8 protein-coding genes are annotated in these 13,109 nt (G+C 57.7%); all 8 read right to left on the bottom strand.

Features of this window, described 5'->3' with window-relative positions; all coding sequences use genetic code 11:
* Window positions 1-88: 88 nt before the first annotated feature.
* Window positions 89-1,819, bottom strand: a complete 1,731-nt coding sequence (gene lpdA, locus AC2FIB_RS21800) for a dihydrolipoyl dehydrogenase (RefSeq protein ID WP_496842709.1) — start codon at window positions 1,817-1,819, stop codon at window positions 89-91.
* An 11-nt stretch (window positions 1,820-1,830) separates the two neighbouring features.
* Window positions 1,831-3,078 carry a dihydrolipoyllysine-residue acetyltransferase gene (gene aceF / locus AC2FIB_RS21795; protein ID WP_496737711.1) on the bottom strand — a complete coding sequence of 416 codons (1,248 nt, stop codon included), beginning with the start codon at window positions 3,076-3,078 and terminating at the stop codon, window positions 1,831-1,833.
* 27 nt (window positions 3,079-3,105) lie between these two features.
* Window positions 3,106-5,760 (bottom strand): pyruvate dehydrogenase (acetyl-transferring), homodimeric type, encoded by a 2,655-nt coding sequence (gene aceE / locus AC2FIB_RS21790; protein ID WP_496737712.1) that lies wholly within the window; start codon window positions 5,758-5,760, stop codon window positions 3,106-3,108.
* A 38-nt stretch (window positions 5,761-5,798) separates the two neighbouring features.
* A complete protein-coding gene (phbB, locus tag AC2FIB_RS21785; RefSeq protein WP_496737713.1) occupies window positions 5,799-6,521 on the bottom strand; it encodes an acetoacetyl-CoA reductase in 723 nt (240 codons plus the stop codon).
* Between the two features lie 235 nt (window positions 6,522-6,756).
* Window positions 6,757-8,454: a D-lactate dehydrogenase gene (gene dld / locus AC2FIB_RS21780; protein WP_496737714.1), complete on the bottom strand. Its 1,698-nt coding sequence runs from the start codon at window positions 8,452-8,454 to the stop codon at window positions 6,757-6,759.
* The gene (locus tag AC2FIB_RS21775; protein WP_496737715.1) at window positions 8,451-9,638 is read right to left on the bottom strand and encodes an alpha-hydroxy acid oxidase; all 1,188 of its coding nucleotides are present in this window, start codon (window positions 9,636-9,638) and stop codon (window positions 8,451-8,453) included. Before AC2FIB_RS21775 ends, dld begins: the two co-directional genes overlap by 4 nt.
* Before the next feature lie 12 nt (window positions 9,639-9,650).
* Window positions 9,651-11,714 carry a TRAP transporter large permease subunit gene (locus AC2FIB_RS21770; RefSeq protein WP_496737716.1) on the bottom strand — a complete coding sequence of 688 codons (2,064 nt, stop codon included), beginning with the start codon at window positions 11,712-11,714 and terminating at the stop codon, window positions 9,651-9,653.
* Between the two features lie 115 nt (window positions 11,715-11,829).
* Window positions 11,830-12,879: a TRAP transporter substrate-binding protein gene (locus AC2FIB_RS21765; protein ID WP_496737717.1), complete on the bottom strand. Its 1,050-nt coding sequence runs from the start codon at window positions 12,877-12,879 to the stop codon at window positions 11,830-11,832.
* Window positions 12,880-13,109 lie beyond the last annotated feature (230 nt).

Raw genomic sequence — 13,109 nt, 5'->3', positions numbered from 1 at the left:
AAGCTGCAACGCTGACTCTGGCGTCATCGCAACACGGTTTTCACCGTCATAAGTCTCTCTCGGTGTGCCTATCTTCATCGCCATGAAACTAGCTGCGTTTCTTGGGTGGGATGAGATCGGTGATCGTGCCCTCGAACATCTCGGCCGCGAAGTTCACTGTCTCGCTCAGCGTCGGGTGGGGGTGGATCGTGTGACCAAGATCGACCGCGTCCGCCCCCATTTCGATGGCCAGAGCAGTCTCGGAGATCAGATCACCGGCGTTGGTGCCGACGATGCAGGCACCCACGATGCGCTGATCCTGTGGATCGAACAGCAGCTTAGTGATGCCTTCGGATCGGCCATTGGACAGAGATTTGCCCGACGCGGCCCACGGGAACACGCCTTTTTTGACCTTGATCCCCTTGGCCTTGGCGTCGGTCTCAGTCAGGCCACACCAAGCCACTTCCGGGTCGGTATAGGCGACCGAAGGGATCAGTTTCGCGTCGAAGAACCGCTTGTGACCGGCGGCAACCTCGGCTGCAACCTTGCCTTCGTGCACGGCCTTGTGCGCCAGCATCGGCTGGCCGACCAAGTCACCGATGGCGAAGATATGCGGCACGCCGGTGCGCAATTGGTTGTCCACGGCAATAAACCCATGCTCATCCACCGCGACCCCGGCTTTTTCGGCGTCGATCAGTTTGCCGTTGGGTTTGCGTCCCACGGCAACCAGAACTTTATCAAAGGTGTCGGTGAAGCTGTCGCTCTTGTCATCCTCGAACGTGACCTTGAGGCCCTTTTTCAACGGTTCAATCGCTGTGACCTTGGTCTTGAGGAAAATGTTTTCGTACCGGCCCTTGATGCGGGTCATCAGGGGTTTGACGATATCCTTGTCCGCACCAGGGATAATCTGATCCATCAACTCGACCACGGTGATGTCCGAGCCCAGCGCGTCATAAACGCAAGCCATTTCCAGACCGATGATACCGCCGCCCAAAACCAGCATCCGCTTTGGAACATCCGCCAGTTCCAGCGCACCGGTCGAGTCGATCACGCGGTCGTCATCATGGGGGAGAAAGGGCAGCTCAACCGGTTCAGATCCCGCCGCAATGATGCATTGGTCAAAGGAAACCGTTGTCATTCCGTCATCGCTCATGACCTCGATCATGTTCGGACCCGAGAAGCGACCGTAGCCGCGCACGATCTGAACCTTGCGACCCTTGGACAAACCGTCCAAACCGCCGGTCAGTTTGCCGACAACGCTGTCTTTGAAGGCGCGCAATTCGTCCAGGTCAATCTTGGGCTTGCCAAAGCTGACACCATGTGCGCCCATCTCTTCGGCCTCGGTGATGACCTTTGCCACGTGCAACAACGCCTTCGAAGGGATACAGCCCACGTTCAGGCAGACACCGCCCAGCGTCGGATTGCGCTCGATCATTACAACCTTTTTGCCCAGATCTGCGGCGCGGAAGGCTGCGGTGTAACCACCGGGGCCCGAGCCCAGCACAACCACGTCGGCATGTACGTCGCCCTGCCCGGCTGCAGTGCCGGTGGCGGCCACAGCCTGCGGTGCGGCGGGTGCCTCGGCTGGCGCAGCCTCGGGTGTCGCGCTGTCGGCGGCTTCCAGTGTCAGGATCAGCGCGCCTTCCGAGACATTGTCACCTTCGGCAACGGCAATCGAGACGACCTTGCCATCGGCGGGGGACGGAACCTCCATCGTGGCCTTGTCGGATTCCAGTTCGATCAGCGGGTCTTCGGCAGCGACCGTATCGCCGACGGCCACAAGAATGCTGATCACGGGCACATCGGAGAAATCGCCGATATCGGGTACTTTGACGTCCATCTGTTCTCTCCTCACCACATCAACTTGCGCATGTCACCCAACAGCGTCTTGAGCGTGACGCAAAAGCGCGCGGCCAAGGCGCCATCAACGGCACGGTGGTCATAGCTGAGAGACAAGGGCTGCATCAGGCGCGGCACGAATTCTTCGCCATTCCAGACCGGAGCCATCTTCGACCGGGTCAGGCCCAGAATGGCCACCTCGGGCGCGTTGACGATCGGAGTGAAATGGGTGCCACCGATACCGCCCAGCGACGAGATCGTGAACGTCGCGCCCTGCATGTCGTTCGATTTCAGCTCACCTGCACGCGCCTTGCCCGACAGCTCCATCAGATCCTTGGAGATCTCGACAATGCCCTTACGATCCGCATCTTTAATGACCGGAACAACCAGACCGTTCGGCGTATCCGCCGCAAAGCCGATATTGTAGTAGGATTTGCGGATCAGCTTGTCGCCGTCGGGGTGGATCGACGAGTTGAACTCCCAATGCTGTTTCAGCGCATTGACCGAGGCCTTGACCACAAAGCTCAGCAAAGTGACGCGATAGCCTTCTTCCTTGGCCATCGCGTCCATTTCCTTGCGGTATTTGTCCAGCTCGGTGATGTCGGCCTCATCATTATGGGTGACATGTGGAATGTTGAGCCATGACCGATGCAACGCAGGGCCAGACAGCTTTTTGATCCGAGGCATTTCCACGTCTTCGACCGGGCCGTACTTTGAGAAATCGACAACCGGGATCGGCGGGATACCCATGCCACCCGATGCACCTGCAGCAGCCGGAGCGGCCGCAGTCGTGGATTTGAGGAACTTGGTGACGTCCTCGCGCAGGATACGACCCTTGCGGCCCGAGCCGTTGACCTTGGACAGGTCTATGTCCAGCTGACGGGCAAAGGCGCGCACAGATGGCGAGGCATGGGCCTTGCCGAACCCTTGATCCATCACCGGCGCCGCCGGGGTGGCTGGTGCGGGGGCAGCCGCAGGTGGCGGTGCGACGGTGGGCGCGGCCTCGGCCGGGGCGGCAGGTGCCCCCTCGCCTTCCAGCAGCAGGATCAGCGCGTCTTCGGACACGTTGTCGCCCTCGGACACTTTGATTTCCTTGACGACACCCGCGGCAGGCGACGGAACCTCCATCGTGGCCTTGTCGCTTTCCAATTCGATCAGCGGGTCCTCGGCAGCGACGGTATCACCGACCGAGACCAGGATGCCGATCACCGGGACATCCGCAAAATCCCCGATATCCGGGACTGTTACTTCGATTGCCATTTCTACGTCTCCTCGTGCCCCGTGGCCTTAAACCAATCGGGGGTTCGGCTTGTCGCCGTCGATTTCATATGTCTTGAGCGCCTTCTCGAGCTCGGCCTTGGTCACCGCACCTTCGCGATACAGATCAACCATTGCCGCCGCAGCGATATGATTGGCGTCGACCTCGAAGAACCGGCGCAAGTTCACACGGCTGTCCGAACGGCCATAGCCGTCCGTGCCCAGCACCGAATAGCGGCCCGGCACAAAGGCGCGGATCTGCTCGGCGTAGTTCTTCATGTAGTCAGTGGCTGCAATGATCGGACCTTTGGCCTTTGAAAGCTGTTCGGTCACGTAAGGCACGCGCTCCTCTGCCAGCGGGTCCAGACGGTTGGCGCGTGCCGCATCCTGTCCGTCACGGGCCAATTCGTTGAAGGAGGTGGCCGACCAGATATCAGACGTCACGCCGAAATCCTTCTTCAGCAATTCCGCCGCTTTCATCGCCTGCACCAGAATGGTGCCCGAGCCCATCAGGTTGACGTGCTTCTTGCCCGGCTTCTTGGTTTCCTGAAACCGGTACAGCCCCTTGATGATCCCTTCTTCCGCGCCCATCGGCATATCGGGGTGCGTATAGTTTTCGTTCATCAGGGTCAGGTAGAAATAGATATCTTCCTGATCGCCATACATGCGCTGCAGACCGTTCTGGATGATCACCGCGACCTCATAGCTGAAGGTCGGATCGTAGGTGATGCAGTTCGGAATGGTGCCCGCAAGAATGTGGCTGTGGCCATCCTCGTGTTGAAGACCTTCACCGTTCAGCGTCGTCCGACCAGCTGTACCGCCCAGCATGAAGCCCCGCGCACGACTATCACCAGCCGCCCAGGCCAGATCACCGATGCGCTGGAAACCAAACATCGAGTAGTAGATGAAGAACGGGATCATCGGTACGCCGTGATTGGAATACGCAGTCGCTGCCGCAATCCAATCGGCCATGGCACCAGCCTCGTTGATGCCTTCCTGCAGGACCTGACCGTTGGTCGTTTCCTTATAGAACATCATCTGATCAGCATCTTCAGGGGTATAATTCTGACCCGACGGGTTGTAGATCCCGACCGAGCGGAACAGCCCCTCCATCCCAAAGGTCCGGCTTTCGTCCGGCACGATCGGCACCACGTTCTTGCCCATTCCCTTGTCACGTAACAGCGTGGTCAGGATGCGGACAAAGGCCATCGTCGTCGAAATCTCGCGATCACCGGTGCCCTTCAGTTGCGCTTCGAACTTGGAAAGCTCGGGGATTTCCAGCGCCGGAGCGCTGCTGTCGCGTTTGGGGAACTCACCGCCCAAAGCCTTGCGTCGATCGGCCAGATAAGCCTTTTGTGCATTGTTCAGCGACACAAACGGCGCGTTGGGCAGGTCTTCGTCACTGACCGGGATCTGGAACCGATCACGGAACGCACGCAACTGATCTTCGGCCAGTTTCTTTTGCTGGTGGGTGGTGTTCTGCCCCTCACCGGCCGAGCCCATGCCGTAGCCCTTGACGGTTTTCACCAGCAGGCAGGTCGGCGTGCCCTCGTTCTCGGTCGCGCGCTTGAATGCGGTATAGACTTTTTCTGGGTCATGTCCGCCCCGGCGCAATGCCCAGATCTGATCGTCGGTCCAGTCTTCGACCAAAGCAGCGGTTTCCGGGTATTTCCCAAAGAAATGTTCGCGGATATAAGCGCCGTCTTTCGACTTGAACGTTTGGTAGTCGCCATCGACGGTTTCATCCATCAACTGACGTAACCGCCCGCTCGTATCTTTTTCCAGCAGTTGATCCCAGCCCTTACCCCAAAGCAGCTTGATCACGTTCCAGCCCGCACCGCGGAAGTCGCCCTCAAGTTCTTGCACGATCTTGCCGTTGCCGCGCACCGGACCGTCGAGACGCTGCAGGTTGCAGTTGATCACGAAGATCAGGTTATCCAGGCCTTCTCGCACGGCCAGGTCAATTGCACCCCGGCTTTCGGGTTCGTCCATCTCGCCGTCGCCGAGGAAGCACCACACTTTACGGTCGGCCATGTCGATATGACCCCGGTTGTGCATGTATTTCATGAACCGCGCCTGATAGATCGCCATCAGCGGGCCCAAGCCCATCGAGACCGTCGGGAACTGCCAGTAATCCGGCATCAACCACGGGTGCGGATAGCTGGAAAGCCCGCCGCCATCGACCTCGGACCGGAAGTTTTCCAGCTGCTCTTCAGTGATACGCCCTTCCATGAAGGACCGGGCATAGATGCCGGGGATCACATGGCCTTGAAAAAACACCAGATCGCCACCGTGGATCGCCGATTTCGATCGCCAGAAGTGGTTCAGGCCCACGTCATACATAACAGCAGATGATGCAAAGGAGGCAATGTGGCCGCCATATTCGCTACTGACTTTGTTGCGCCGAACCACGGTGGACATGGCGTTCCAGCGGTTGATCGTACGGATCCGCCACTCCATCTCAGGATCGCCGGGAAAGGCGTACTGATCATCAACCGGGATGGTATTCTGATAGGGCGTCGTAGCCGAAAACGGCAGCGTCGCCCCGGCGGCGCGGGCCTTCTGCACGGCCTTGTCCAACAGGAAATGCGCACGGTTCGCACCGTCCCGTTCAATCACGTCTTCAATGGCGTCCTGCCATTCCTGACTTTCTACCGGGTCGATATCGGGTTCGAGGTCTTTCATTGGGCAGGTTCCTTTCTCAAACTGTGTCCGGTGGGGTGTCAGACGAAGAATTGTGCGCCGTTGACAGAAATCGTTGAGCCGTTGACAAACCCGGCGTCATCCGAGGCCAGGAAGGCCACGCAGCGGGCGATTTCCTCGGGCTCACCCAGTCGTCCGGCCGGGATCTGGCCGATAATGGCTTCGCGGACCTTTTCAGGCACGGCCATGACCATCTCAGTGGCGATATAGCCGGGGCAGATGGCATTTGCGGTAATTCCCGCGCGCGCGCCTTCCTGAGCCAGAGATTTGACGATCCCCAGATCGCCCGCCTTGGTGGCGGCGTAGTTAACTTGCGCAAACTGGCCTTTTTGGCCGTTGATAGAACTGATGACAATGACACGGCCGAACTTACGCTCGCGCATACCGGGCCAGATTGGGTGGATGGTGTTGAACACTCCGGTCAGGTTGGTGTCTATGACATCTTTCCACTGCTGGGGCGTCATCTTATGGAACGGCGCGTCGCGGGTAATCCCGGCGTTGGCGACCACAATATCGATCGATCCAATCTCGGCCTCGACCTGTGCGATCCCAGCGGCCGAGACTTCGTAATCTGCGACATTCCATTTGTAGGTTTTGATGCCGGTCTCGGCAGTGAAAGCAGCCGCCTTTTCGTCATTGCCAGCATAGGTCGCGGCAACAGTATATCCTTCAGCTTTCAACTTTCTGGAAATCGCTTCGCCGATACCCCGGCTACCACCGGTTACAAGTGCAGTACGTGTCATCTCTAATCCCTCCAATTAGTCAGTGACTTTGACCTAACTTGCAGTGTTACGTAACGTAATTTTTTACCACCGGATAGGCCTGAGCGGAATAGCAGCTATGCGTTTCAGGAAAGGTTTAATATTAAACTACCTGAAATTTGACCTTTAAAATACTTCCTTTACAAAGAGTTATCGGAGTGTTTACGCAACCATTCACGGTCAACACGCAAAGGACGGCACGCGATTGCGACCACGGTCACCGGGGCTTGTCACCAACGTAATCCCGGAACTTCGACATTTTACCGATACCGGGGTTAAAGGAATTAGTTGGATCGCAGCGCCTGTAATGCGCCGCCAGATCCGGCTTGGCCTTGTAGAGGTGGCCGACATTGTGCTCGGCCGGATATTCGGCCCCGCGCTCATCAAGGATCCTAAGCATCGCAGCCTTGATCGCCTTGGGATCGCATCCCTTTTTGACGATGTAATCCTGGTGCATCACGTGGCACATCAAGTGGCCGTAATAGACTTTGCCAACCAACTGATCGGTGATCTCAGGCGGCAACGTTTCGAACCAGTCACGATCATTGCGACGCAGCGCGATATCCAGCGCCAGTATCTCTTCGACTTCGTCTGAATGGACGTGGCCATACCGCACAGCGGCACCCGCAGCAGCAAATCGATGCAACCCGGCGATCTTGGCCTCACACGGGGTGCAGGTGACAAATTCGGCGCTGCGGGAACCAAAGAATTCGGGAAGTAACACCGCCGCCTCTTCGATACCGCTGTCATGCATCTTCAGAATGAGGTGGTGTTCATACCTGTCACGATACTCATACAGGAACTCCGGCAGATGCTCGGGCCAAAGCTTTGCAACAACCTGCATGAACTTGTCGGTGAAACCCCGAGTCAACGAAAACTTGCTCAGACGCGAGTCCACTGCGCCCTTCATGGCAAAGAACATCGGCAACCGGTCGGTCCCCAGCTTGTCGATCATAACCAGAGTGTCCTTGCCGTAAGTCGCTGCGATGTCGAAACACTCGCGATGAACGTATTCGGCTGAAACTGGCAGCGTTTTGAAATGCGTCAGGATGTGGCGACGTAGGTCGGTAAGGTCAGCAGGGTCGTTTGTACCGATGTAAAAGACCTGCTCACGCTCATAGGTCGGGAAGGTATCAAGCCGCACTGCGAAAACCGCCAGTTTGCCGGCACAGCCAGAGGCTTCGTACAACAGCCGACAATCATTGTTGTAACGAGAGGGCGTGTCCGCATCGACGTCGCGCAAAATCTCAGTGTAACCCGGATCGGACGCATTGCGTCCTTCGGGCGCTGGTGCGTTCCTGTCGAAGTCCCCGGCTTCAACCCGGGTCAGGATTTCCTCTGGAGTGTCGCCCAAATCCAGTCCCAGATTGTTCACCAGTTTCAGCGTCCCATCCGCGGCGATCTGGGCGAAAAGGGCAAGCTCTGTATAGCTGGGTCCACGTTCGCACAAGGAACCGCCGGAATTGTTGCAAACCCCACCCACGATCGAAGCCCCAATGCTGGAGGACCCGATTACCGAATGCGGTGTTCGCCCCAGTGGCCTTAGCTGCTTCTCCAACTCAAACAGAGACGCGCCCGGCAGGCTAAGAACCTGCTGACCGTCCTGCAAAAGGTGCAGGGCTTTCATACGACTGACATTAATCAGCACAACGTCACGGTCGTAACCGCCTTTGGGTGTAGACCCTTCGGTCAGGCCAGTATTGGACGCCTGCATGATGACGATCTTGTCGGCGGCGACGCAGGCCTGCAGAACGTTCCACAGCTCCAGCAAAGCACCGGGTCGAACGACGCAGAGTGCCTTGCCCTCACCCGATCTGAACCCGCGGCGGAACCGCTCGGTCGCGCGTGCGCCTTTTAGCACATTACGGGCGCCGACGATGGCGCGAAATTTGGTTATGAGGGCTTCGTTGATCATGCCGCGTTCCGATGTGCATCGCCAAGACTGGTCGCTGTGTCCCGGAAGCGCAGGTTGGTGCGCGACAGTTGGTCGAGCCGCGTTACGCCCATCAGCTTCATGTCGCGCTCGATCTCGGCCCGCATCAATCCCAGCGCCCGTTCGACGCCCGGCTGACCAGCGGCAGCCAATGGATACAGATAGTGCCGCCCTACCCCGACCGCCTTGGCACCCAAAGACAACGCCTTGAGCACATGGGTTCCGCGCTGAATTCCGCTGTCCATCATCACGTCCAGCTTGTCGCCGACGGCATCCACAATCTCGGCCAACTGATCAAACGGCGTACGCGAGCCGTCCAACTGGCGACCACCGTGGTTCGACAGGATGATGCCGGTACACCCGATCTCAGCCGCACGGCGTGCGTCCTCGACTGTCATGATACCCTTGAGGCAGAACTGGCCATCCCACTCACGCACCATCTCGGCCACATCATCCCAGTCCATCGACGGGTCCAACATGTCAGTGAAGTAGCCACCGATCGAACTGGCGCCGCCGCCCATATCCACATGTTCGTCCAATTGCGGCAGGCGGAATCTTTCATGCGTGACATAGTTGATGCCCCACATCGGCTTGATCGCAAACTGGATCATGCCGCCCAAAGTCAGGCGAAACGGGATTGAAAAGCCTGTGCGCAGGTCACGTTCGCGATTGCCGCCGGTGATGCTGTCGACGGTCAGCATCATGACCTCGACACCCGCCTCTTTGGCGCGCTGCATCATGGCAGAGTTCAGGCCGCGATCCTTGTGGAAGTAGAACTGATAGACTTGCGGGTTCTTATGCTTTTGCCGCAATTCTTCCATCGACACCGTGCCCAGAGACGACACACCAAACATGGTCCCGTATTTCTCGGCCGCCGCGGCCACGGCACGTTCCCCTTGATGGTGGAACAGGCGCTGCAACGCGGTGGGTGAGCAATAGACCGGCATGTCCAACTTTTTCCCCATAACGGTGACGGACATATCCACGTCCTTCACCCCGCGCAGGACCGAGGGCAGCAGATCGCAGCGGTCAAAGGCGCGAGTGTTTTCGCGATACGTCACCTCATCATCCGCGCCACCGTCGATATAGTTGAAGATCGGCCCCGGCAGGCGCTGTTTGGCCAGCCGCCGGAAGTCGTGGAAGTTGTGACAATGGCTCAGTCGCATCGCTGAGGCTCCTTAGTAGGCGACCGAGGGCAGCCAGGTGGCAAGCGTGGGCCACAGGAAAACAAGCGCCAGCCCGGTCAATTGCAGTAAGACAAACGGAATTATGCCCTTGTAGATATGCGTCAGCTTTATCTCTGGCGGGCAGACGCCCTTGAGATAGAACAAGGCGAACCCCACAGGCGGCGTCAGGAAGCTGGTCTGCAGCGTCACTGCCACCAGAATGACGAACCACACCAAGGCTGGTTCATCCAGAACACCGAAACCTGGGATGTCGATGCCCAGCCCATTTACGATGGGGCGCATCAGGGGCAGCACGATCAGCGTGATCTCGATCCAGTCCAGCACAAAACCCAGCAGGAAGACGATGAACAGGATGAAGAGGATCGTGCCGTTCGCACCAAAGCCGGTGGACTGCACCACGTGTTCGATCAACTCATCCCCACCGAGTTCCCGCAGGACATAAGAGAATACGGTCGCGCCCAGGAAGATCGCAAAGATGTAGGCGGTGGTGTTGAAAGTCGATACCAGCACATTCCAAAGCTTGGCGAACGTCAATTTGCGATACCCCAGCGCCAACAGCGTCGCGCCCAGCGCACCGATCCCCGAGGCTTCGGTCGGTGTCGTCAAACCGGCAAAGATTGAACCCAGAACCGCGAGGATCAGCAATAGCGTCGGTATGACTGCGATCAGAACGTCCTTCACGGCGGCCCAGTCTGGGGCCGTTGCACCCTCGGGCACAGGAGCCGCATCGCGCTTCACCAACGCTAAGATGAAGATGTAAGTCAGGTACAGGCCACCGATGATGACCCCCGGGAAGACCGCAGCCATGAACAGATCGCCCACAGACAAAGCCATCTGGTCTGCCATGATCACCAGCATGATTGACGGCGGGATCAGGATGCCCAGCGTGCCAGAGGCTGAAACCACCCCAGCGGCCAAGGTGGGCTGATACTTCTGCTGCATCATTGACGGCAGTGACAGAACGCCCAGCAGCACAACGGAAGCACCGATGATGCCCGTAGAGGCTGCCAGAATGATCCCGATTAGCGTGACCGTGATCGCCAGACCGCCACGCACGGTGCCAAACAGGCGCTGCATCGAAGACATCAGACGTTCGGCTACGCCGCTTTCGTCCAGCATCAAGCCCATGAAGATGAACATCGGCAGGGCCACCAGAACTGCGTTGGACATGGTCGCATAGACACGGTTTACCACTGCGCCAAGCGTCAGGTAATCCAGCCCGGTGAACGTGCTCTCAAGCCCCGTCCACAGCATCAAGTCGTTGTCAAAAAGATAGGCCAGCCCGCAATATGCAACGCCGACCCCGGCCAACACCCAGGCCACAGGATATCCGGTAAATAGCAGCGCAATGAATGTCAGGAACATTGCGATGACCAGTTTTTCCTCGGTCGTTTCGACCAGAAAAGTCAGGCCAACGCAGACAGCTGCGAATACAGCAAGGACCAGCAGAATGCGACGCAGCGATGCGCCATCGCGCTCTGATGCCGGTCCGTACATCAGCGCATGCCCGTCATGGATCAATCGCGCCAGCGCGGCCAAGCCCAGCAGAACAAAACTGATCGGAATGACCGCCTTGAAAGCCCAGCGCGCAGGCAGACCAGTGGGGCTGTCCGAGCGCTCGCTGACGCGGAAGCTTTCGTAGAAGTAATCATACCCTTGATCGATCATCAGATAGATGAACGGGGTCAGCAGTGTCAGAATGCCGATCACTTCGATCACACGCTGTGCGCGACGGGACAGTTGCATGTGCAGAACGTCAACGCGCACGTGGCTGTCTGTGATCAAGGCATAGGATATGCCGATCATCGTGACGACGCCGTAAAAGTGCCACTGAATCTCGTCCAGTTTGGGATAGTTCTGGCTGAACAGATAGCGCAGCGAGACCTGACTGAAGATCGCGGCCATCAACAGGACATTGGCCCACATCACTACGTGCCCGACGGCTTTGACACCTGTATCAATAGCAACGGCGATCTTCTGACGGTCGGTGTCGGGATGTTCCAGGATGCCTTCATAGGCTTCGACCGGATCATTGAGGTTCTTTTGCGTGGCCATGGGTAATCCTCGCTCAGTTGACCGGCGCGAGCGCGGTCAAGGGAATGCAGGTTTGAAATCCTGATAATGTCCGAGGCGGAGAAGCCCGCCGCCCCGGACGCGTCAGTAAGTCAGATTACTGACGGGGGAGGAACGCATTGGTTTTCCACAGGTCGTAACCGTCGCGGAATTCGTTCAGATCGGCCAGAACCTTGGCAAAGAAGGCGTCATTCGCGGCCTCTTCGGCAGCAACCTCTTCCCAGGTCGCTTGGAAAGTATCCAGCATCTCGGGCGACCACTGCTTGATAGTGACGCCGTTGTTTTCAACGTTGTCGATCAGGGCCGCGTGCTGAATGGCTTCGCCTTCGGCAAAACTGTCGGCCATCGATGCCTTACAGGCGTTTTCGATGATCGCCTTGTGCTGATCGCTGGTCTCGTTCCAGACGTCCTTGTTAATCATCAGCTCAAACACGGTCGCCTGCTGGTGCCAACCGGGGAAATAGTTGAACTTGACCAGTTTGTGAAAGCCAAGACGCGCGTCGATGGCAGGCATCGAAAACTCGGTTGCGTCGATGGCGCCTTTTTCAAGCGCGGGGAAAATCTCACCGCCCGGCAGCAACGAGGTTGCCACACCCAGTTTCTGCATGACCTTACCGCCCAGACCAAAGAAGCGCATTTTCAGGCCATTCAGATCGTCGGGAGAATTGATCTCGGTCGCGAACCAGCCGGACGTTTCAGGGGCGATAACCGCGCAGGGAATTACATGAACGTTGTATCCCGCCTGATCATACATCTCTTGATACAGCGACATTCCGTTGCCGTAATACAGCCAAGCCATGTATTCGCCCGCCTCAGGGCCAAACGGAACGGCCGAGAACAGCGGCGCAGCCGGGATTTTACCTGCCCAGTAACCAGCGGTTGTGTAGCCCGAGTTAATCTTGCCGGTCGACACGGCATCCAGAATTTCGAACGGCGGGACCAGTTTGCCCGGCTCATAGACCTTCATCTTCAGTGTGCCGCCAGACATCAGGTCAAGCTGCTCGGCAACACGAGGGATCGGGGAACCCAACCCTGGAAGCTCGGTCGAGAAAGCAATCGGGGTTTTCAGCAGCAGTTTGTCAGCAGCAACCGCAGGTGCCGCCATCAGGCTGGCAGCCACGGCAACGCTCGTCAGGGTCTTTTTCATGAAATCTCCTCCAGGGTCGGTCGGACTTGGCGTCCGATGAATTTGTGACGCGAGATCTTCTTGCGCCCACACTGGTAAATAAAGTTGACCAAACATTTCAGTCAACAACTTTATTTACCAATGGTTCGATTGCTATTTGCCTAGAGATGACCCAGATCGCCTGAACTTAAGAGGACCGCCGACAACGATGATTGGGCAATCGCTTCGGACTTTTTTGTTTACTTGCAATC

Source organism: Ruegeria sp. YTSA072 (assembly GCF_059610285.1).
Note: the sequence above shows the minus strand (reverse complement) of the source record. Positions and strands in the feature narration are given on the sequence as shown.